The organism is Corallococcus sp. AB032C, from assembly GCF_003668935.1.
GTDB classification, from domain to species: domain Bacteria; phylum Myxococcota; class Myxococcia; order Myxococcales; family Myxococcaceae; genus Corallococcus; species Corallococcus exiguus.
This window is the reverse complement of the sequence record NZ_RAWP01000017.1, coordinates 80,762-101,813: the sequence shown is the minus strand read 5'-3', so window position 1 is coordinate 101,813 and position 21,052 is coordinate 80,762. Positions and strand designations below refer to the sequence as shown.

Annotated in this window: 14 protein-coding genes; 8 read left to right on the top strand and 6 right to left on the bottom strand. The window is 68.4% G+C overall.

The genetic code is table 11. The features are described from left to right. Positions 1 to 25: 25 nt before the first annotated feature. Positions 26 to 550, bottom strand: a complete 525-nt coding sequence (locus tag D7X99_RS42765; protein WP_158626975.1) for a DUF2007 domain-containing protein — start codon at positions 548 to 550, stop codon at positions 26 to 28. A gap of 217 nt (positions 551 to 767) precedes the next feature. Between D7X99_RS42765 and D7X99_RS42760 the strand changes: the two genes are divergently transcribed. Together D7X99_RS42760 and D7X99_RS10470 are read left to right on the top strand one after the other, a co-directional pair. Continuing rightward, a complete protein-coding gene (locus tag D7X99_RS42760; protein WP_158626974.1) occupies positions 768 to 1,907 on the top strand; it encodes a glycosyltransferase in 1,140 nt (379 codons plus the stop codon). Positions 1,908 to 1,927: 20 nt separating this feature from the next. After that, positions 1,928 to 3,064: a glycosyltransferase family 4 protein gene (locus D7X99_RS10470; RefSeq protein WP_158626973.1), complete on the top strand. Its 1,137-nt coding sequence runs from the start codon at positions 1,928 to 1,930 to the stop codon at positions 3,062 to 3,064. Positions 3,065 to 3,285: 221 nt separating this feature from the next. Here the strand turns inward: D7X99_RS10470 and D7X99_RS10465 are convergent, their stop codons facing one another. Next, a complete protein-coding gene (locus D7X99_RS10465; protein ID WP_147476104.1) occupies positions 3,286 to 4,530 on the bottom strand; it encodes a glycosyltransferase family 4 protein in 1,245 nt (414 codons plus the stop codon). Positions 4,531 to 4,825: 295 nt separating this feature from the next. Here D7X99_RS10465 and D7X99_RS10460 point away from each other — a divergent pair, with 295 nt between their 5' ends. From D7X99_RS10460 to D7X99_RS10445, 4 genes are all read left to right on the top strand, one after another. Further along, a complete protein-coding gene (locus D7X99_RS10460) occupies positions 4,826 to 6,646 on the top strand; it encodes an aminopeptidase P family protein (protein ID WP_121777636.1) in 1,821 nt (606 codons plus the stop codon). Positions 6,647 to 6,957: 311 nt separating this feature from the next. After that, positions 6,958 to 7,320 carry a hypothetical protein gene (locus D7X99_RS10455; RefSeq protein WP_121777635.1) on the top strand — a complete coding sequence of 121 codons (363 nt, stop codon included), beginning with the start codon at positions 6,958 to 6,960 and terminating at the stop codon, positions 7,318 to 7,320. A 247-nt stretch (positions 7,321 to 7,567) separates the two neighbouring features. After that, a complete protein-coding gene (locus D7X99_RS10450; protein WP_199756332.1) occupies positions 7,568 to 10,966 on the top strand; it encodes a Dauer Up-regulated in 3,399 nt (1,132 codons plus the stop codon). A gap of 307 nt (positions 10,967 to 11,273) precedes the next feature. Continuing rightward, on the top strand, positions 11,274 to 12,884 hold the full coding sequence (locus D7X99_RS10445) for a peptidoglycan-binding protein (protein WP_121777633.1): 1,611 nt from the start codon (positions 11,274 to 11,276) through the stop codon (positions 12,882 to 12,884). A 48-nt stretch (positions 12,885 to 12,932) separates the two neighbouring features. Here D7X99_RS10445 and D7X99_RS10440 read toward each other — a convergent pair whose 3' ends face one another. The 3 genes from D7X99_RS10440 to D7X99_RS10430 form a co-directional block, all read right to left on the bottom strand. Next, positions 12,933 to 13,517 carry a TetR/AcrR family transcriptional regulator gene (locus tag D7X99_RS10440; protein ID WP_120575960.1) on the bottom strand — a complete coding sequence of 195 codons (585 nt, stop codon included), beginning with the start codon at positions 13,515 to 13,517 and terminating at the stop codon, positions 12,933 to 12,935. A 63-nt stretch (positions 13,518 to 13,580) separates the two neighbouring features. Then, positions 13,581 to 14,771 (bottom strand): toxin-antitoxin system YwqK family antitoxin, encoded by a 1,191-nt coding sequence (locus D7X99_RS10435; RefSeq protein WP_158626972.1) that lies wholly within the window; start codon positions 14,769 to 14,771, stop codon positions 13,581 to 13,583. A gap of 138 nt (positions 14,772 to 14,909) precedes the next feature. Next, a complete protein-coding gene (locus D7X99_RS10430) occupies positions 14,910 to 16,139 on the bottom strand; it encodes a S8 family serine peptidase (protein ID WP_121777631.1) in 1,230 nt (409 codons plus the stop codon). A gap of 135 nt (positions 16,140 to 16,274) precedes the next feature. Here D7X99_RS10430 and D7X99_RS10425 point away from each other — a divergent pair, with 135 nt between their 5' ends. Beyond that, a complete protein-coding gene (locus D7X99_RS10425; RefSeq protein WP_121777630.1) occupies positions 16,275 to 16,952 on the top strand; it encodes an O-methyltransferase in 678 nt (225 codons plus the stop codon). Positions 16,953 to 17,019: 67 nt separating this feature from the next. On the opposite strand, the gene D7X99_RS10420 is transcribed toward D7X99_RS10425, so the two are convergent. Then, the gene (locus D7X99_RS10420) at positions 17,020 to 19,173 is read right to left on the bottom strand and encodes a M13 family metallopeptidase (RefSeq protein ID WP_199756331.1); all 2,154 of its coding nucleotides are present in this window, start codon (positions 19,171 to 19,173) and stop codon (positions 17,020 to 17,022) included. A 518-nt stretch (positions 19,174 to 19,691) separates the two neighbouring features. Between D7X99_RS10420 and D7X99_RS10415 the strand changes: the two genes are divergently transcribed. Beyond that, complete coding sequence (locus D7X99_RS10415; protein WP_121777629.1) at positions 19,692 to 21,050, top strand: helix-turn-helix domain-containing protein; 1,359 nt, start codon at positions 19,692 to 19,694, stop codon at positions 21,048 to 21,050. Positions 21,051 to 21,052 lie beyond the last annotated feature (2 nt).

The following is a 21,052-nucleotide window of genomic DNA, read 5'->3' as shown; positions in this document are numbered from 1 at the left end:
GCCCAATGCCAGACACCTTCTGGGTTCAGTTCAGCAGGGCGTTGAGGGTGCTCGCCAGCATGATCAGGAAGAGCGGCCCGAACATGAAGAGCAGGATCAGCCATGCGACGACCTTGCGCTTCCGGCCGCGCTGGACCTGGGCGCCCGAACCCTTGCGGTCCGCGCAGTCCTCGCACACGCCGGTGGTGGCGCCATCGCAGCTCGCGCACAGGAAGGCGCCGCACCGCTCACAGGTCCGCGTGGCGCGCTGGCCGTGCACCGCGCAGTGCGCCTCCTCGGAGTCGGGGTCCGGCGTCGCGGTGGGTCCGCTCCCGGCGGGCTCCTCCTGCGGCACGCTCCGGAGCAATTCACGGGCGCGCTCCAGCTCCCCGGAGGGGATCAGCACCCGCAGCTCGATGAAGGCCCCGGCCACGCCCAGCATGGAGCGGTGCTGCTCGCCCTGGACGAGGCACGGGATGCCGTTCGCTTCGAGCAGCGCCCGCACGAGCGCGGCCTCGGACTCGTCGCCGCAGGTCGTGAGCAGTTGGAAGTCGCGATCGGGGATTCCCAAGAAGGGCTCCGGTGGGGCCCCTCGGGGGCCTGTAGGCATTGGATGCACACGAGTCTCGCGTAGGACGGAAGCCCCGGGCAAACGGGCCGTTCCTCCTGTGGGAGGCCCCGCGCCTTCACGCTCCGCGAAGGATCTTCCACTGCCGGACATCCGGCAGGGCGCGGGCTGGGCTCGGGGGGTTGTGGGGCTGCGGCGCGTGCCTAGCTTGGCCGCGTCCATGAAGAACGAAATGCACCCGACGGCGCGCCCGACGCGCGTGGCTCACGTGATGTACGGCCTGGAGATGGGCGGACTGGAACAGCTGGTGGTCCGGCTGTCCCAGCATGGCCGCGAGCGAGGCATCGACTCCGTGGTGCTGGCTCTGGGGCCGGACGGTCCGGTGCGCGAGCTGCTCCAGCGCGCCAACGTCCCCACGGTCTGGTTGGGAGGCCTCGCCGGCATGACGCCCGCGGCCATCCGCCGGCTGGCCCAGGAGGTGGACGCCTTTGGCGCGGACGTGGTTCACGGCCACGACGTGGGGCCCTGGCTCAACGCGGTCGCCACCCGGACGCTGCGTCCGCGCACGCCCGTGATGGGCACCTTCCATCAGACGGTGGAGCCGCAGGGCAAGCTGCGCCCCGCGGCCATGGCCGCCGCCATGTTCACGCAGTCCCTGGTCGCGTGCGGCAGCGAGGTGCGCGCCAGCCTGGAGCGCTGGAGCCCGAAGCTGCTCTCCAACGTGGTCACCATCGAGAACGGCGTGCCGCTGGAAGTGGCCACGGGCGAGGAGGCCCGCCGGGCCGCGCGTGAGCGGCTGGGTCTTCCCCAGGACGCCACGGTGGTGGGCTACCTGGGCCGCCTCTCCGAGGAGAAGGGCCCGGACCTGCTGGTGGACGCCTTCCTGCGCCACTTCGCGGACGAGAAGGACACGCACCTGGTGATGATTGGCCCCGGCCCGATGGAGGCCTCGCTGCGCGCTCGTGCTGCCGCGTCTCCGCTGGCCGGACGGATGCACTTCACGGGCGCGCTGTTGGAGGCGAGCAAGCTCCTGCCCGCGTTCGACGTCTACGTGCAGCCGTCCCGCCGCGAGGGCCGCTCGCTGTCGCTGCTGGAGGCGATGGCGGTGGGGCTGCCCACGGTGTCGCACGCCATCCCGGCCATCCGCGAGGTGCACAGTGATGGTCAGACGGCGCTCCTGGTGAAGTCCGAAGACGTGGATGCGCTCGGTGGCGCGGTGAAGCGTCTGGCCCACGACGCGGAGCTGCGCTCCCGCCTGGGCGAGGCCGCGAAGCGCGAGGCTCAGCGCTACTCGCTGTCCACGATGGTGGATACGTACGCGAAGCTCTATCGGGGTGCCGCGGCTCGCGCCCAGGCGTGAGCGGGCACGGAGGACCACGCGTGCCGCACTCCACCATCCTCCATGTGCGCAGCACCTGCGGCCTGTATGGCGCGGAGCGGGCGCTGCTGTCGCTGGCCTCGTCCACGCCGTCGCCGTGGCGCGCGCAGGTGTGCAGCCTCGTTTCGCCCGGCCGGGTGGACGTGCTGTCGGGCGCGGCTCGGGAGCAGGGGCTGGACGCGCTGACGTTGGAGGTGCCCGGCCGCTTCAGTGCGATGGCCGTGGCGACGCTCGCCTCGGAGGTGCGCAGGCGCGGCGTGGGGCTGCTGCACGCGCATGACTACAAGTCGCTCACGCTGGGCGCCGCCGCGAGCGCGCTCGCCGGAGTGCCGCTGGTGGCCACGTACCATGGGGACACCGGCGCTACGCCTGCGCTGATCGCCTACGAAGGGTTCGCGCGCGTGCTGGGCAACTGCACACGCGCGGTGGCGGCGGTGTCGCGTGAGCTGACCGCTCGACTGCGCCGGTATGTCCACCGATCGCCGGTGGTCTACATCCCCAACGCGCTGCCGCTCGCGGACGAATGCACGGAGGAGGAGCGGCTCCAGGCCCGCGAGGCACTGGGGATCGCGCCGGAGGGTTCCGTCATCGCGATGGTCGGACGCCTGTCGGTGGAGAAGGGTCCCCAGGTGCTGCTGGATGCAATGCAGCGGCTGGCCCGGACGCCTGGCGCCACGGTGCCCACGCTGCTGTTGGTAGGCGATGGCCCGCTGCGTGAGTCGCTGGAAGCGCAGGCTCAAGGGCTGCCGGTGCGCTTCCTGGGGTTCCGCTCGGAGGTGCGTAGCGTTTACGCGGCGGCGGACGCGGTGGTGATGCCGTCCCTGCGCGAAGGCATGCCGCTGGTCGCGCTGGAGGCGATGGCGCTGGGAAGGCCTCTGGTGGCATCCGGAGTCGGGGAGTTGCCCCACGTGCTGGGCACGGGGCGCGGGCTCGTGGTGCCGCCGGGCGACGCGGGCACGCTGGCCTCGGCGCTCGCGGGATTGCTCACGGCGCCCGGCTGGCGCACGCGGATGGCGCAGGCGGCGCGTGAGTACGTCGTGGCCCACCACGCACCGGAGCGGATGGCGAATCGCTACATCGAAGCCCTCTACCTGCCCGCGATGATGGACCCGCGCGAAGAGCAGGTCGCGGCCGGGTAGGTGGAGGCACCCTCCAGCCATGGCCGCCCAAAAGCTGTAGGACAGTCGGACAGGTTTCCACGGCTCGGGTGGGCGGAGGCCCCCGTCGGCTTCGGCCGCCGAAAACGTGTCCGACAGTCGGACAGGTTTGTGCCGTGCTCTCCCGGTGGGTGAGCCCCGCGCGGAACCCATGTCCGCGGGCCTGGACGTGCGGTGGCGGCCCACCGCACCGGGCCGGAGACTCAGTTGGGTTCCGCTCCGGAGAGCTTCTTCCCTTCGCCACTCACGGACACCGCGTTCAGGTAGAGCTCGCCCAGCCCGGCCCCGATGCCGTCCCATGCGAAGGACTCCGCCATGCGCCGGGCGTTCTGCGCGAGCCGGCTGCAGAGATCCGGGTCCTTGCGCAGCCGGCGCAGCGCGATGGCGAACTCCTCGGGGGACTCCGCCAGGAGGACATGCTGCCCCTCCACCACCGGCAACCCCTCCACCGCCAGGCGCGTGGCCACCACCGGCACGCCCGCCGCCGCGGCCTCCAGTACCTTCAGGCGCGTTCCACTGCCCGCTCGCAGCGGAATGGCCGTCGCCAACGCGCGCGCCAGGTACGGCGCCACCGACGGCACCGACCCCGTCACCACCAGCCGCTCGTTCTCCAGGGCTCGCACGGACGCGGGCGGACTGCGGCCCACCACCATCAGCTTGCTGGTCGACAGCTCCGACGACACCAGCGGCCACACCTCGCGCGCCAGCAGCAGCACCGCGTCCTCGTTGGGCCACCAGTCCATGGAGCCCACGAAGACCAGGTCGTCGCCCTTGCTCTCGCGCGGCTCGAAGTCCGGCAGCTTCACTCCGTTGGGCACCACCTGCACCCGCTTCGCTCCCATGGCGCGCAGTTGCTCCGCGTCCACGGACGAACACGCCAGCACGGTGTCCGCCTGCCTCACGCACTCTCGCTCCAGCCGCTCCACCCGCTTGAACTGCCAGTTCAGGAGCGGACGCATCGGCGGCGGGCTCAGCGGCGCCATCCGCGCGAGCAGCTGGCTCTCCACGTTGTGCTCGTCGATGACCAGATGCGCGGACGGGTTGAGCTGCCGCGCTAGCGGCAACAGCTGCGCCATGTGCAGGTGGTCGAAGTGGATGATGTCGAAGGGGCCTCGCTCCGCCAGCACCCGGCGCAAGGCGTCCTGCACACCCTGGCGCGCGAAGCGGACGTAGGTGAGAGGCGTGCCCCGCAGGAAGGCCCGCGTGCTGTTCAACGTCTCCTCGGGGGCCACGCGCGGCAGGTCCACCAGGTGCAGCCTCGATGCCGGCACGCCCAGTTCTCCCAGCCAGCGCTTGAAGCCCTCTGCGTCGTTGCCCGCCCGGTGCACCGCGAACACGTCCAACGAGAAGCGCGAGGCCAGGGCGCGCACCAGCTCGAGCGTGCGCAGGGTGCCGCCCGTATCCGAAGGCAGCGGAACATAGGGAAGGATGGCGAGTACGCGTCGCACGGTGGGAATCCAGGCCTGCTTCAGGAGACGGGTGGAGCCAGGCCGCGTGCTCCTCACCACGGCCACCGGCTTGGTAAGCACCTGAATGCAATGGGCCCAGGTCCACGCGGCGCTTTCCCGTCAATGGACAACACATCGTCCATCCGCCACGTCACGGGATGCTGCATCGCGTCTTCCGAGCAACAGCCGTATTCCCTGCGGTCTTGACCCGGCGGGGGGGCCCTGCCCGTGAGGGGCCTCGAAAAGGCGCGCTGTTTCCGGCATGAGGACGCACGGCGCAACGACGGAGGAAGCCATGGGCCTTGAGCAGAAGCAGGGGGCCGCGGCGCGCGAGCGAATCGCGCGGGTGCGGCAGGTGATGCGGGAGCGCGGTGTGGCGGCGGTCTGGGTCCCGACGAGCGACCCGCACCTGTCCACCTACGTGCCGGCCCGTTGGAAGGGACGGGAGTGGGCGTCTGGCTTCACCGGCTCGCTGGCCACGCTGGTGGTGACGGCGGATGACGCCGGCCTCTGGGTGGACAGCCGCTATTGGGAGCAGGCGGACGCCCAGTTGAAGGGCAGTGGCATCGCCACGGTGCGGACGATGAACGCGCCCGGGCAGTCACACCTGGACTGGCTGGCCGCGAACGTGCCGCCGGGGCAGACGGTGGCGGTGGATGGGGCGGTGCTGGGCCTGGGCGTGGCGCGCTCGGCGGCCGCGCAGTTGTCCGCGGCGGGGTTGGTGCTGCGCACGGACCTGGACGTGGTGGCGGAGGCGTGGGCGGACCGGCCGCCTCTTCCCTCCGCGCCCGTGTTCGCGCATGCGCTGTCACCCGTGCCGCGGACCGACAAGCTGCGGGCCGTGCGCGCGGAGATGGGCGTGCTGGGCGCGACGCACCACTTCATCTCCACGCTGGATGACGTCGCGTGGCTGATGAACCTGCGCGGCGCGGACGTGGACCACCTCCCGCTGTTCCTCGCGCACCTGCTGGTGGAGCCCGGTGGGGCCCGGCTGTTCATCGGGGCGGGCAAGGTGCCGGACGCGCTGCGCTCGGCGCTGGAGGCGGATGGCATCACCCTCCACCCGTACGACGAAGCGGCCCGCGCGCTGGGCGCGTTGGCGGACGGGACGCGGCTCCTGGTGGATCCCCGGCGCATCACCCACGGCCTGCGGCAGGCGGTGCCCAAGGGTGTGATCGTGATGGAGGGGCTCAACCCGTCCACCGTGGCCAAGTCGCGCAAGACGGACGCGGAGCTCGCGCACTTCCGCGACGCCATGGAGCAGGACGGCGCGGCGCTGTGCGCGTTCTTCGCCTGGTTCGAGTCCGCCCTGGGCCGCGAGCCCATCACCGAGCTGACCGTGGATGAGCGCCTCTCCGCGGAACGGGCGCGGCGCCCGGGCTTCGTCTCGCTCAGCTTCTCCACCATCGCCGCGTACAACGCGAACGCCGCCATGCCGCACTACCGGGCCACGGAGGCCTCGCACGCGACGGTGTGCCTGCCAGGGCAGAAGCCGCAGGGCCTGCTGCTCATCGACTCCGGCGGCCAGTACCTGTCCGGCACCACGGACATCACCCGCGTAGTCCCCGTGGGCGAGCCCACACCCGAGCAGCGGCGCGACTTCACGCTGGTGCTGCGCGGGAACATCAACCTGTCCCGCGCCCGCTTCCCCCGGGGGACCCGTTCTCCGAACCTGGACGCGCTGGCTCGGGCGCCGCTGTGGGCAGAGGGGCTGGACTACGGCCACGGCACCGGCCACGGCGTGGGCTTCTTCCTCAACGTCCACGAGGGGCCGCACGGCTTCTCTCCGACGCTGCCCAATGACCTCACCACGGCGATGGAGCCGGGGATGATCACCTCCAACGAGCCCGGCCTCTATCGTCCGGGCCGCTGGGGCATCCGCATCGAGAACCTCATCGCAGCCGTGCCCGACCGCAAGACGGAGTTCGGCGACTTCCTGCGCTTCGAGACGCTGAGCCTCTGCCCCATCGACACGCGGCTGGTGGACCCGGCCCTGCTGTCCCGCGAGGAGGTGGATTGGCTCAATGCCTATCACTCCACCGTGCGCGAACGGCTTGAGCCCCACGTCGAAGGTGCGGCGCGCGACTGGCTGCTCCAGCGCACCCAGCCGCTCTGAACCGCACTGCTCGCGACCTGACGGAAAGGCAGACGCGTCACTGGACGCGTCGCCTCGGTGGTCCGCATGCAGGGTTGTGCGGGGGGGGCGGCCCGTATGTGATTGGAAGGGCCTCGCCTGCGACGGCGCCCGCAACACGAACCTCAAGGCCTGTCAGGTCAAATCGGGCATGAACGCTCCTTCCTGGTCGGTTCGTTCCCGCCCCACCCGCGGTCTGATGCCGTGGATGTTGCTGACGGCTCCGACCCGGGCGGACAGTGTCCGCTGGCGGGGAATGGCCAGGACCCCGGACATGGGCTGGATTGGGGCCCATGTCCAAGTCCCCGCCGTCGCGCCGCTGGATGCTGACCGCCTTCCTCGTCTGGCTCCCCGGGCTCGTGCATGTCTTCCCGTTCCTGGGCGTCTACATGCTGATGTTCAACAAGGCCTACGCCCTGGCGATGTTCGTCGGCTTCGCCCTCACCGGGCTCGCCCTGGGCCTCATCCAGGCGCTCACTCGCGGCCTCAGGGCGCTGTGGGTCACCCCGGCGTCCTTCGTCGTGGGATGGACGCCGTTGCCGCTGCTCATGTCCATGGACGCCCCCTTCGGCATCGTGTGGGTGCTGACCCTGTTCACCTCCGCCGGGTGCGTGGGCCTGGGCCAGTGGATGCTCCGCTCCGACGCTCCGGCCTGAATCGCCCTGGAGGGCATGACGCGGTCGGACAGGAACGGGGGCGCCTCGTGGAAATTACATAGCGGCCGCTATGCCTTTCCGCGTCATGCGGGGCCCGCGCGATCCATGTAACCCTTCGAGAGACACCGGCGTATCGCCCGCATCGCTCCGGGATTCACGCGATTGCGGAGAGTCAGGCAACATTCGCCGCGAAATGTAGAGAATCCCGAGGACATTCTCGATTCTCGAAAACGTAGGAGCTCCGCCCATGACCACCCCCATTGATGGTTCCGCCGCCGCCGCTGCCCGTGCCGCCGCCGAGGCCGCCGCGCGCGCCGCCGCCGAGGCCGCTGCCCGCGCCGCCGCCGCCGCGAAGGCCGCCGCTGACGCCGCCGCGAAGGCCGCCGCCGAGCAGGCCGCGAAGCAGACGCAGCAGCAGATGCAGCCGCAGACGAAGCAGCCCACGGTGAAGCTCTTCAATGATGGGTTCTCCACGGGCGGCGCGCAGAACCGCGGCGGGGTGAACCGGCTGACGGGCGAGACGACCAACCCGTTCGCCACGCCGCTCGGCATCAGTGGCGGCCATGCGCGTCCCCTCACCGGCCCGGTGCCGGGGAATGCCAACGGCGCGGTCCCGGTGCGGGCCGACGTCAACGGCGCCGCTCCGGCGGGGGAGACGCAGCCGCCCCACGCGGAGGCGCTGCCGGACAAGCCGGAGGACCTGCCCAAGCTCTTCCCGGAGCTGAAGGACAAGAGCAAGGAGGACCTGAAGAAGGCCTACGACTCGCTCAACAAGCTGGGCACCGGTTCCTTCTCCGAGAAGGCCACAGCCCTGGGCGAGCTGGCCTCGCAGTTCCCGGAGACCGTCCCCAACGCCCTGGAGCGCATGGGCATCAAGGACGACAAGCTGGCGAAGCTGGCCACCCACTCGGACGCGCTCACCTCGCTGGGCAAGCTGACGGACCCCAAGGCGACGAAGACGGACAAGGCGCAGGCGGCCCTCACCCTGGCGAAGGCCGCTGGCGACATCTTCGCGCCCGAGGACCTGAAGGGCGTGCTGGACACCGCGCTCAAGGGCCTGCCCGCGGCGGAGAAGCTGGTGGGCGCCATTGGCAAGTGGACGGACCCCAACGCCTCCGCCACGGACAAGGCCACCGCCACGCTGGAGCTGGGCAAGGCGCTCAAGGACTTCGCTGGGGACAAGTTCCCCGCGCTCGCCAATGACCTGCGCAAGCTGGACGGGTCGCTGCGCGCCGCGGGCGCCGCCATCACCCTGGCGGACCCCAACGCGTCCACGCAGGACAAGGCGCTGGCCGCGGCTCAGCTGCTGGCGGAGGTGCCCGACCTCAAGAAGGACCTCAAGGCCTTCGCGGACGTCCTCAAGAACGCGGGCGTGAAGAACGCGACGGACGTGGCCCAGCAGGGCTCGCAGCTGGCCAACGTGAAGGTGAAGGGGTTGGATCCGCAGCTCGCGTCCAAGCTCACGCCGGATCAGCTGAAGAAGCTGGAGGCCGCCGCCACCAAGCTGGGCGGTCCGGAGTCGATGGAGGCCGCGCTCAAGGGCATCACCGACCCCAAGGCCCTGGACAACCTGGTGGGCCAGCTGGGCAAGGTGGACGCCGAGGCCGGCAAGAAGCTGGTGAGCGCGCTGGGCGGCATGGAGCACAAGGTCCTCAACGAGGTCCTGTCGGATCCGAAGACCACGGAGCAGTTCGCCAGGCTCGCGGGCAAGCTGGACGGCGACGCGGCGAAGATCGTGTCCAAGCTGGTGACGGACATGGACTCCGGCGCCGTGAAGGCGCTGCTCAAGCTCACGGACGGCCTGGGCGCGGACGCGCTCAACACCACCGTGAAGGGCCTGGGCCCGCTGCTGGACAAGGCGGGCAGCAAGCTCGTGGGCCAGGGCCTCAAGGTGATGGAGAAGGTGCTGGGCAAGATCGGCGTGGAGATCACCGCCGACGTGGCCGGCAAGGTCTTCAAGAACCTGGCGAAGGTCGTCCCGGTGGCGGGCGCGCTGCCCAACGCCATCGACGCGGTGAAGTACGAGAAGGAATCCCTGGAGCTGCACGGCAAGAACAACGACCTGGGCTACTTCGCGCACACCGCCGCGGCGCTGAACGTCGCGGACGGGGCCCTGGGCATTGCCCTGGACCTCACCGGCGTGGGCGTGGCCGTGGACGTGGGCGCCAGCGTGCTGCTGGGCGCCGCCGAGCTGGCGATGGACATCGGCTTCACCCAGGAGAAGGCCAAGTACGAGGCCGACCCCGAGGGCTACAAGGCCCCGGACTGGATGAAGGCCGTGAACCTGGCGGGCGCCGCCGCGCAGGGCCCCGCGGGCCTGGCGCACATGGCCGGGTACTACGGGGCGGAAGGCACCGCGCAGCTCATCCAGTGGGGCGTGGAGAAGGCCGCCAAGGGCGCAGTGAAGGCCGCCGAGTTCGTGGGCGTGTCCCAGGCGGAGCTGGCCGGCGAGGGCCTCAAGGGCGCCGCGAAGGTCATCCACAAGCTGGCGGACGTGGTGCGCAACCCGTCCAAGTACGGCGAGGCCGCGGTGAAGGCGGCCACGGAGGCCTTCAACACCGCCATCGAGAAGGGCGGCGAGCTGGCGAAGGAGGCCAAGGAGGTCCTCGACGGCGTCATCGACGGCGCGAAGAAGCTGGGTGAGAAGGGCCTGGAGACGCTCAAGTACATCGCCCAGAACCCGGGCGAGGCCGCGAAGAAGGCGCTCGACGGCATCAAGAGCGTGGTGGACTCCGGCCTGGACCTGGCCACGGACGCCGGCAAGGCGCTCTACAAGGAGGCCGTCTCCACGCTCAATGACCTGAAGGCTGGCTACGACAAGCTCACCGGCGCCGCGAAGGAGAAGGCCAAGGAGCTCATCGACGGGGCGACGACGCTCGTCTCCAACACGGTGAACAAGGCCAAGGAGCTGGGCGAGAAGGGCCTGGAGCTGCTGGCCTGGACGGCGCAGAACCCGGGCGAGGCCGCGGCCAAGGCCAAGGAGGCCATTGGCGACGCCCTGGCCAAGGGCGGCGAGCTGGCGAAGAAGGCCTGGGAGTCCGTGAAGGACCTGGGCGCCGCGGGCGCCGAGCTGGCGGAGGGCCTGGTGAAGGGCCTGGCCAACGCGGGCGAGAAGGCCGTGGAGACGCTCAAGTACATCGCGGAGAACCCCGGCGAGGCCCTCTCCAAGGCCGGCGAGTGGGTGGGCAGCACGCTGTCGAGCATGGCGCGCAAGGGCGGCGAGCTGGCCACCAAGGCCGCGGGGGCCATCAAGGACTTCGTCGACAACCGCGTGTCGTGGGCCAAGGACTTCGCCAAGGACCTGCTCAAGGACGGCGTGGAGTCCTTCAAGAACGTCGCCAAGGCCTGGAAGGACAACCTCACGGAGGGCGGCAAGGAGCTGCTCGTCGCCGTGGCGGACCTGGGCGACGCGGGCGTGGATGCGCTCAAGGACCTGGCTGGCGCGGGCGGTCAGCTGGCGGAGGCCGCCATCGGCCACCTGGGCGACCTGGCGAAGGACGGCGTCGAGGCCGCCAAGGACGCGCTCGGAGTGCTCGCGGACCTGGGCGGCGAGATCGGCGACCTCGCCGGGGACGTGGCCGGCAAGGTGAAGGACTTCTTCGACGACCTCATCCCGGACGACATCCCGGGCGTGCCGTTCATCTAGTCCTTCACGTCACAGGCCTGTAGCGCCGCACGGGGTCTGTTCCTTCACGGGAACAGGCCCCGTTCGCTTTTGTGGCGTGTGATTGAAGTTTTTCACCAATCACCGTGGGTCAACGGCTGTGAAGCAAGACGGACCCGGGGTGTCGCCGTTGCCCGTTCGTGACAAGCCATACAGCCCAGACAACTTTGAGCGGAAAGTTACGCGCTGGTTAAACTGTGAGATCTTTATTTCCAGATCTCACGCAACTCACAGGGAGGGGTTTGGATAATCGGGGCAGGAATCACAGCCTCCAACGAGGAATCCCCGAATGAGCCTCTCCGCGACCACGTCCCAGCGCACGAACTCTGTCTTCTCGAATCGTTCCCAGGCTGTGACGTCGAGCACGGTTCGCAACAGCTCGAACCCCAACGCCATCCTGTCCCAGTACCAGCCCACGGGCGCCTCCGCGCGCACGGCGCGGCAGGACGGGCTGCAGCCGGGCGTGGCCGCGTCGACGAAGATGGCGCAGACGGACCTGGCGCGCCTGCAGCAGTACAAGGGCAACATCGAGGCGGCGGCGGCGAAGCACGGCCTGCCCCCCGCGCTGCTGGCGGCCATCGCCAGCCGTGAGTCGCGCGCGGGCGCGGCGCTGGACCGGACGGGCCACGGCGACGGCGGCAACGGCTTTGGCGTGATGCAGGTGGATCACCGCTACCACACGACCAAGGGTGGCCCCACCAGCGCGGAGCACATCGACCAGGCGGCGGGCATCCTCAAGGGCTACGTCAACGACATGAAGAAGGCGCACCCGGACTGGTCCGAGGCGCAGCAGCTTCGTGGCGCGGTGGCCGCGTACAACTCCGGCCCGAGCAACGTCCGCACCCAGGCGGGCATGGACGTGGGCACCACGGGCAATGACTACTCCAACGACGTGTGGGCGCGCGCGCAGGCGCTGGCGCCGCACTTCGGTGGTGCCGCGACGCCCGGCGCCACCAACACGAACGCCAACACCCCCACGCGCCCGTCGCAGACGGCCGACACCTTCGAGCCCGCGAGCACCCAGCAGAAGCCGGGGGCGAAGACGTGGACCCCCGCGCCCTCGATGGACCAGGTGAAGGTGCGTGGCAACAACCTGCGCGAGGGCATGCAGGGCCCGGCGGTGAAGCAGCTCCAGGAGATGCTGGGCGTCCCGGCGGACGGCAAGTTCGGCCCCGTCACCAAGAAGGCCGTGGAGGACTTCCAGCGGGCGAACGGCGTGAAGGCGGGCAGCAACGCGGGCCAGGTCGGCCCCGACACGCTCAAGGCGCTGCAGGGCAACCGCCCCGGCACCACGAACAACACCCAGGGCACGAACAACACCCAGGGCACGAACAACACGCAGGGCACGAACAACACGCAGGGCACGAACAACAACGGCGCGGTGCTGGGCAACGGCGTCCGCATCGACACCAACAACGCCACGCTGAAGAAGCTGGCCACGTCCCGCCTGAACAACGGCCAGACGGGCTACTGCGTGCGCACCACGCTGGACAACATGACCCGGCTGGGCATCCCGAACACGCCGGCGGCGACGGGCAACGACCCGAACAACCCCCGCGGCGGCATGGCGCAGATGCTGCGCAACGGCTGGGAGTCCATCCCGTTCCCGGGCGCGCAGCAGAAGGCCATCAAGAGCCCGTACGGCAACGCGACCGCGAACGTCGTGTCCGCGGACCAGTACCGGAAGCTCGTCGCGGACGGGAAGGTGCCGGACGGCGCCATCATCTTCCAGTCGCGCCACGGCTGGGACTACAGCGGCGGCTCCAAGGGCAACGACATGGGCATCGTGCGCAACGGCGGCAAGACGACCCACAACTACCAGGACATGAACTCCATCATCTATTCGGACTGCAAGGAGGTCGTCATCCTGGTCCCGAAGGGCGCCATCCAGCGCGACTGATGTGAGTCGAGTCGGGTAGGGCGCAGAGGGGGCTGGAGCTGAAAAGCTTCAGGCCCCCTCTTTCGTCAGCAGCTCCGCGCCCAGCTTCCTGGCCGCGTCGAGGAACTCGTCCCCCAGCTTCGTGCCGCGCACGGCGCGCGCCAGTGACAGCGCGCCGTACATGAGCGCGATGGCGGTCAGCGCCTTCTCCCGGCGCCGCGCCCCGGCGGGCAGCAGCTCCGCGTATGACTGGACGAACTCCTGCAGCTCCGCCTCCAGCGCGCCCCGGTAGGGCTCCCCCGCGCGCGACACCTCCGAGGTGATGCTGGGCAGCGGGCAGGTGGGCGTGACGCCGTCGCGGTGCTTGCGAGACAGGTAGCGCACCAACACCTTGAGCGCGGGCGCTTCCGGCGCGTCCTCCTTCGCCTTGCGCAGGAGCGCGTTCCACGTCGTGCGAGCGGTCGCCCGGAGGGTCTCCGTGAAGAGGTGCTCCTTCGAGTCGAAGTGACCGTAGAAGCCACCCACGGTGAGCCCCGCCCCCTTCATCACGTCCATGATGGAGCTGGCCTGGATGCCTCGCTCCAGCAGCAGCGTGGCGGCGGACGCGAGGATGGCGTCATGCGACTTCTGCTTCTGCTCCGTCTTCTGCGTCATGATGGATGACGGCAGTAATCTTGCCGCCATCCACCGTCAAGATGGCGCTCCCTCGCGCGCCTGCTACTTCTTCTTGCGCGAGCCGTCCTCGTAGAAGGCCTCGTCCTCCACGAGCCCGCCGTCGGGGTTCCAGCGCTTGCGCTCGGTGACACGGTCCTTCGTCCACTGCGAGTCCTCGATGAGGGTGCCGTTCTCCGCCCACACCTGGCGGCGGCCTTCCGCCTTGCCCTTCACGTAGTGCTCACGGCGCTCCGTGCCGCCATCCGGGAGGAAGGCCTCCGTCACGCCGTCTGGGTCGAAGCCGTTGTGCCATTCACCCTTGACCAGATTCCGCCGCTCGCGCAGCGCGCCGTCGTCCTCGAAGTAGGACTCCACCGCGCGGTCTCCGGTCACGACGAGCTCATGCTTGCGCTCGCCGTTCTGGAAGTACTCCACGCGCTTCACCTGCTGGCGGCTCTTCCAGGTGACGACCTGCTTCTTGCCGCCGTCCTTGAAGAACTCCGTCTCGTCGCCCTCCCGCTCGCCCTTGGCCCAGGTCGTGGAGGTGAGGGCCTTCCCGTCGGAGTACCGCGTGCTCACGCCGTCGAGCAGGCCCGCGGAGTACGCGTTGGTCGCGGTGCGCTGCCCGTCCTTGTCGAAGAGCTCCGTCACGCCTTCGCGCCGCCCGTTCTTCATCTGGATGACGGCGCGCTTCTGTCCGTTGGGGTGGAAGAACACGAGCGGCGAGGGCCCCTTCCAGACGCAGTCCTTCAGGCCCGCCTCCCACGAGGACTGGAGGCCGCAGCCCGCCTTGGTCATCCGCCCGGTCTCGTCGTAGTCCTCGTAGGTGCTCTTCGAGTCCTCCGGCTGCCGGTCAATGCGCCGGGACACCTTGCCGTTGGGGTGGTAGCGCACCTCCTCGCCTCGCTGGTTGTCGTCCGCGTACTGGGCGGTCTCCACCAGCCGGCCGTCCTCGTAGCGCTTGAAGCCGCCCTGGCGCTTGTCGGCCTTGTACTCCTGCTCCACGGCGCGGCCGTCGGACCAGCGGCGGACCTCCCAGCCGTCCTTCTTGCCGTTCTTGAACGAGACGGTGTGCGTCTCCTTCTTCGTGTCCTCGTCCACGCAGCGCACGGTGCCGGTGAGGTTCTTGGTGGTGTTGCCGTTGTCCAGGTTGATGGACTCGCCCTTGAACGAGCAGCGCTCGATGGCCCACGCGGGCGCGGAGAAGAGGGGCACGGACAGCACGAGGAGACGCATCACGGACGGCGCGCGCATGGGTGACTCACGAAAGAGGAAGATATGGGTGCACCGTAGCCGCGAAGCGCCGGGTCCTGGAACGGCTTCCGGGCCCACACCCGCCATGGACATGGCGAGGGGGCCCGGAGGAAGACCGCGAGGTTGCGAAGGGGCTCTTCAGCGCGAGGCGACGGGCTGCGTCTCCGGCTTCGGCTCCAGGGTGGCCTTGGCGGCGTCGATGGCGGCCTGGATGTTCAGCTTGCCGCCGGTGATGACCTTGCCCTTGAGGTCCGGGTCCTGCTCCACCGTCTTGAGGATGAGGTCGCGCACCTGCACGGCCGTCAGGTCCGGGTTCTCCGCGAACATGCGCGCGGCGGTGGCGGCCACGGTGGGGGTGGCCATGGAGGTGCCGCTCATCTCCTCCCAGTCGTTGCCGGGCACGGTGCTGAGCACGTCCTCGCCCACGGCGGCCAGGTCCACCACCTTGTCGCCGTGCGACGAGAAGCGGGCCAGCTTGTCGTTGTTGCGGTCCATGGACGCCACGGTGAGGACGTTGGGCAGGTCCACGTTGGCCGGCATGTCCGGCACGTTGTTCATGTTGCTGCCGTTGCCGTTGGCCGTGGCCGCGAGCAGCAGGATGTCCGCGTCCGCCAGCTTCTGGATGGCGGCCTCCCAGCGCTTCTGGGACGCGGCGTCGCGGTAGGAGTCACCGAAGCTCGCGTTCGCGGCGCGGATGTTCACGCCGTGCTCGGTCTTCATCTTCACCAGGTAGTCCACCGAGCGCTCGAAGTTGGTGAGCAGGTCCGCGCCGTCGTACAGGCCGCCCACGCTCAAAATCTTCGCCTTGCCCGCGGCGATGCCGGTGTTGCCCTCGCCGTTGTCCTCGGCGGCGATGATGCCCGCCACGTGCGTGCCGTGGTCCGTGCCCTCGCCCTTGAACGGGTCGCCCTTGCCGGTGCCCACGTTGAAGCCGTGGATGTCGTCCGCGATGCCGTTGCCGTCGTTGTCGATGCCGTCCCCGTCGATTTCACCGGGGTTCGTCCACATCGCGTCGTCCAGGTCGGTGTGCTTGTAGTCCACGCCACCGTCGATGACCGCGATGACCGGCTCGCCCGTGAGCTTGGGCTTGGGCTGAGACGGATCCACCGGCTTCGTGTCGGCGATCTTGTTCGCGCCCGGCTTCACCGCGACGTTGCCGCCGCCGAAGGCGAAGGCCGACGCCGGCACGCTGGCGCCCGGGGTCGAGGGACGGCCCGTCGGGCGGTCCACGAAGTTGGAGGGACGCGCACCCTGGGAGTCGAAGCCGTCACGCACCGTCAGGGGCTTCGCCTTGGGCGCCTGGGCGCGCGAGGTGGCCGTGTTGGTGGTGGGGGCGATGGAGGCGGGCGACTTGCGGTTGATTTCCATGGTGTTCCTCCGAGGGGGGATGAGGAGCGGCCTACTGACTCCTACATTGTCGCATGGCGCCATTTTAAGTTTCGTCCCCAATGGTTTTTCGGCGGGGCGAGGGCGTTAGGACAGGTCCACTTCCAAGGAGGACGCATGAGCCAGGAACAGTGGACCGAGGTCGACCGCTACATCACCGAGCACATGGTGGCGCCGGACGCCGCGCTGGACGCGGCACTGGAGGCGAGCGCCCAGGCGGGGTTGCCCGCCATCAACGTGGCGCCGAACCAGGGCAAGCTGCTGATGCTCCTGGCCCGGATGCACGGGGCGAAGCGCATCCTGGAGGTGGGCACGCTGGGCGGCTACAGCACGCTGTGGCTGGCGCGGGCGCTGCCGCCGGAAGGCCGCATCATCACGCTGGAGGCGGTGCCCAAGCACGCGGAGGTGGCCCGGGAGAACATCGCCCGCGCGGGCCTGTCCCACGTGGTGGAGGTGCGGCTGGGCAACGCGGTGGACACGCTCGCCCAGTTGGAGAAGGAGGGCCAGGCGCCGTTCGACCTGACCTTCATCGACGCGGACAAGGTGCGCACGGCGGAGTACTTCGCATGGGCGCTCAAGCTGTCGCGCAAGGGCAGCGTCATCCTCACGGACAACGTCGTGCGCAAGGGCGGCATCGTGGACGCGGACAGCACGGACGCGAACATCCAGGGCATGCGCCGCTTCTACGAGGCCGTGGCCGCGGAGCCCCGCGTGAGCGCCACCGCCGTGCAGACGGTGGGCAGCAAGGGCTACGACGGCTTCTCGCTCGCGCTCGTCACGGGCGACCCGAAGTAGCGCTTGCGTCGCGGCCCCGTGCCCCGGACGCACGGCCTTCGTGCGCCCGGTGCAGGTGGGAAGCGGACTACCAGACCTTCACGCGCTGCTCCGGTGCCAGGTAGAGGCCCTGGCCCGGCTTCACGTCGAACGCCGGGTACCACGCGTCCAGGTTGCGCACGGTGGCCGCGCGGAACATGCCGGGCGAGTGGCCATCCGTCACGAGCAGCCGGCGCAGCAGCGGGTCGCGGAACTTGTTGCGCCACACCTGCGCGAAGCCCAGGAAGAAGCGCTGCTCACCCGCGAAGCCATCCAGCGTGGGCGCGGGCTTGCCCTCCAGGGACATCACGTAGGCGTCATGGGCGATGGAGACGCCCGCCACGTCGGCGATGTTCTCGCCCAGCGTCAGCTCGCCGTTCACGTTCATGTCCGGCAGGGGCTTGTACGCGTTGTACTGCGCGGCCAGCGCCTTGCCCGCGGCCTTGAACTGCTCCAGGTCCTTGGGTGTCCACCAGTTGGCCAGCTTGCCCTTCGCGTCGAACTGCGCGCCCACGTCGTCGAAGCTGTGGACGATTTCGTGGCCGATGACGGAGCCGATGCCGCCGTAGTTCACGGCCGGGTCCGCGTTCGGGTCGAAGAACGGGGGCTGGAGGATGGCGGCCGGGAAGATGATGGAGTTCTGCTGCGGCGAGTTGAGCGCGTTGACCTCCTGGGGCGTCATGAACCACTCCATGCGGTTCACGGGCTTGCCCAGCTTGGCCAGGTTGCGCTGGTGCTCGAAGAGCTCCGCGCGCTCCGCGTTGCCGAAGGCATCTCCCTTCACGATCTCCAGACCGGAGTAGTCACGCCAGGTGTCCGGGTGGCCAATGCCCACCTGCACCGTGCCCAGCTTCTCCTTGGCGCGGGCCTTGGTCTCCGGCGACATCCACTCGAGCGCGTCGATGTGACGGCCGAGCGCGGCCAGGATGTTGCGCACCATCAGGTCCGCCTCTGCCTTGGCGGCGGGCGGGAAGTGCTTCGCCACGTAGCGCTTTCCCACCGCTTCACCCATGGCGAAGTTGGAGAAGTTCACGCCGCGCTTCCAGCGGTCGCTCAGCTGCTGCGCGCCGGAGAGCGTCTTCCCGCTGAAGTCGAAGCCCGCGTCCACGAAGGCCTTCGACAGGTACGGGGTGCCCTGCAGGATGGCATGGAAGGCCAGGTAGTCCTTCCACGTCTGCAGGGGCTCGCTGCCCACCAGCTTCGCGATGCCGGTGATGGCGGACGGCTGCCAGACGATGAAGTCCTTCTGGGCCGCGAGGCCGGCGCTCGCGAAGTACGCGGCCCAGTCCATGCCGGGCGCCTTCTTCGCGAAGTCCGCCTGCTTCCAGGGGTTGTTCACCTTCTCCACGTCCTGCGTGTCCTGCGCGGACCAGTGGATCTTCGCGATCTTCATCTCCAGGCCGAAGATGGCGCGGGCCTTGGCGTCCGCGTCGGGGATGCCGGCGTTCTTCAGCTGGGTCGCGATGTGTTGCTGATACTTCTCCCGCACCTCTTTGAAGCGCGGCGTGTCCTTCAGATAGAAGTCGCGGTCCGGCAGGCCCAGGCCGCCCTGGAGGATGTAGGCGGCGTAGCGGCTGGGGTCGTTCAGGTCCTCCGCCACCCAGAGGCCCAGGAGGCGGTCCGTGGTGGCCTTCCCGGTGTTGAGCGGATCCACGTCGCTGCGCAGGGTGGTGCCCAGCAGCGAGGCCAGGCCCTTGCGGTTGGCCACGGCGGCGATGCGATCCATCTCCGGCTTGAGCGGCGTGGCGCCCTTGGCCTCGATGGCGGCCTCGTCCAGGAAGCTGGCGTAGAAGTCACCCAGCTTGCGCTCTTCGCTGCCGGCGGGGGCGTCCGACTTCCCGGCGGCCTCCAGCAAGTCGCGCGTCTGCTTCGAGGCGTCCTCGGTCAGCCGCGTGAACATGCCGTAGGAGGAGCGGTCCGGGGGGATCTCCGTGGTGTCCGCCCACTTGCCGTTGACGTAGCGGTAGAAGTCGTCGCCCGGAGCGACGGAGGTGTCCATGCCCGGCGTGTCGACGCCGAAGCTCCCGAAGTGCGGCTTGGGAGCGGCGGGGGCGGCCGGAGCCGGAGCCGGGGTGGCGGCGGCCTGGGCCGGCGGGGACTTCTCCGCGGGCGAGGTGGAGGCGCACGCGGTGATGAGCGCGGAAGCGCAGACGCCGAGCGTCATGCGCGCGGCGCCAAACGGCGGTCTGGAACGGAACGACATGGAGGCTCCTGGATTGTTGCCCGTACGGGGTGGCGCACTCTGGCGCACGCGGGCGCGTCCCCAACAGCGCAAATGGCGGTTTCATCCCGGCCATCGCGTTCTGGACGCCGAAATATCTCATGGTGCTTCAGAGAGCCAGGCTCAGCCGCCCCCATCCCGACGTCCTTTGGTGGACGCCGATGCTCGTGGTGTGCGCCAGTTCACGAACGCCCGCAGTTCGAAGGGCTCGACGTAGAGGGCCCATCCATCGACTAATCCTCGTCGGTACCCGGTTGGAACATGGCACTGCCGCTCGCTTCGATGAGGATGGCCAAATCGGTCAGGAGTCCGTTGATGTTGTGAGGCTAGATGCGCTTGATGTCATGCTTCAGCGATGACGAGTGGAGGTAGCCTCAGTTGTGGTCTTTCCATTTGGCTCCAAGATGTAAGACGGAATGGTTTGTCGAAGTTGCTGGGTTGGATGACTAATTAGGAAATTTCGTGGGTTGTGGAAAGTCCTTCAGGATCATAGGTGAGCCATGGAGCACATTGTCCCAGAGAAGTTGGTGGAGCAGTTGCGAGCTGCAATGGAAATTCGAATCTCTCCATCCGCCGGAGCCATGTTTACATTTGTCGTAAGGCACTCAGGACAGCGCTCGTTTGTTGTCGCCGGCAAAATTCAGTTCTGGGATGAGGTCCAGGCCGCACGGTCCTCAATCCAGTATCCAAAATTGAGCTTTGTTGAAGAGTGGGTTGATGGGGCGTCTGCGTCCATTGCCAGAATCTCGGAATTGTTCGCGGGTGTTGGTGTTGTGGATGGTGTCTCGATTTCTCTGGAGAAGAGTTCGACGTGGCCCCAGGAGCCTCATCGTTGGAATCCTAGCTACACAGGTTGGAAGGAATGGCATTTTCGGAGTGATCTGCATCGATTCGAGGGGATTGGCGAGAGTGCCCTTCCTGGCGATCCTGTGCTTCTCAAGGGGGAGCCGCCGTTCTTGAATGGTGTGCATGCGATGCATGAGTGGATGTGGAAGGACGGTTCCGCTTGGAAGAGAAGGGATGATGAGAGTCCGCTGTGGGCTGTATTGACCATCCTTCCGGATACACGGATCCGAATCGCTCGTGCGGAATGGAGCAAGGGGCGCTTGCTGATTGAAATGGAGATCCGCCATCCGGAACGGCGGTATGAGGTGCAAGTCTTTTATGCGGGGAGTCAGAGCAAACGCCATGACATCGTGGAGGCCTCCTCCGTTGTTGAGTTGGATGTTCCAGGGGGATCCGAGTTGATTGGTATCTTTGTATTGGATGAGGAGGGGGGATTGCTGGCGCGCAAGCGGCTGGAGCGGAGTGGTGAATTGTTGTCTGATGTGGGGGGCGTTGCTACGGATGAACAAAAGGTGCTGTCGGAGTTGGCGGGTGGTGAGAATGAGTATGTTGAATTCAAGCCTTTTGTTGAGCAGAAGGATGGCAAGGAGGCTGAGTTGGTGAAAACCGTAGTCGCGTTCTCTAACTCGAAGGGAGGGCGTCTTTATGTGGGGGTGGATGACAATGGCACTCCACAGGGTGTTTCGGATTTGAAGAAGGCTGCGAAGAGGCAGGACGATAATGTGGAGATTGCCATCAAGGCGATCAGGGACCGATTGGATCAGTTGTTCCAAAGGGAGGTCAAGCCTGCTCCGCGTTGTGGCTTCCGAGTGCATGACAAGGAGGGGCGTCCTGTTGTGGTCGTGGATGTCAAGGAGGGTGATCAGAAGCCCTACGCTAATGCGCAGAATGAGTATTTTGTCCGGCGTGGTGCCAGCAGCATGAGGCCGGAGCCAGGCGAAATGCGCCGGCTCATACAGGGCGAGTCAAATCACTCGGCCCTTTGGGCGCTTGGCCGAGGTGGTATTGTGTGAAT

Coding starts and splice junctions, on each gene's coding strand:
- D7X99_RS42760 (WP_158626974.1), top strand. CDS start 768: ATGAAGAACGAAATGCACCCGACGGCGCGCCCGACGCGCGTGGCTCAC.
- D7X99_RS10460 (WP_121777636.1), top strand. CDS start 4,826: ATGGGCCTTGAGCAGAAGCAGGGGGCCGCGGCGCGCGAGCGAATCGCG.
- D7X99_RS10455 (WP_121777635.1), top strand. CDS start 6,958: ATGTCCAAGTCCCCGCCGTCGCGCCGCTGGATGCTGACCGCCTTCCTC.
- D7X99_RS10450 (WP_199756332.1), top strand. CDS start 7,568: ATGACCACCCCCATTGATGGTTCCGCCGCCGCCGCTGCCCGTGCCGCC.
- D7X99_RS10445 (WP_121777633.1), top strand. CDS start 11,274: ATGAGCCTCTCCGCGACCACGTCCCAGCGCACGAACTCTGTCTTCTCG.
- D7X99_RS10440 (WP_120575960.1), bottom strand. CDS start 13,517: ATGACGCAGAAGACGGAGCAGAAGCAGAAGTCGCATGACGCCATCCTC.
- D7X99_RS10435 (WP_158626972.1), bottom strand. CDS start 14,771: ATGCGCGCGCCGTCCGTGATGCGTCTCCTCGTGCTGTCCGTGCCCCTC.
- D7X99_RS10430 (WP_121777631.1), bottom strand. CDS start 16,139: ATGGAAATCAACCGCAAGTCGCCCGCCTCCATCGCCCCCACCACCAAC.
- D7X99_RS10425 (WP_121777630.1), top strand. CDS start 16,275: ATGAGCCAGGAACAGTGGACCGAGGTCGACCGCTACATCACCGAGCAC.
- D7X99_RS10420 (WP_199756331.1), bottom strand. CDS start 19,173: ATGTCGTTCCGTTCCAGACCGCCGTTTGGCGCCGCGCGCATGACGCTC.
- D7X99_RS10415 (WP_121777629.1), top strand. CDS start 19,692: ATGGAGCACATTGTCCCAGAGAAGTTGGTGGAGCAGTTGCGAGCTGCA.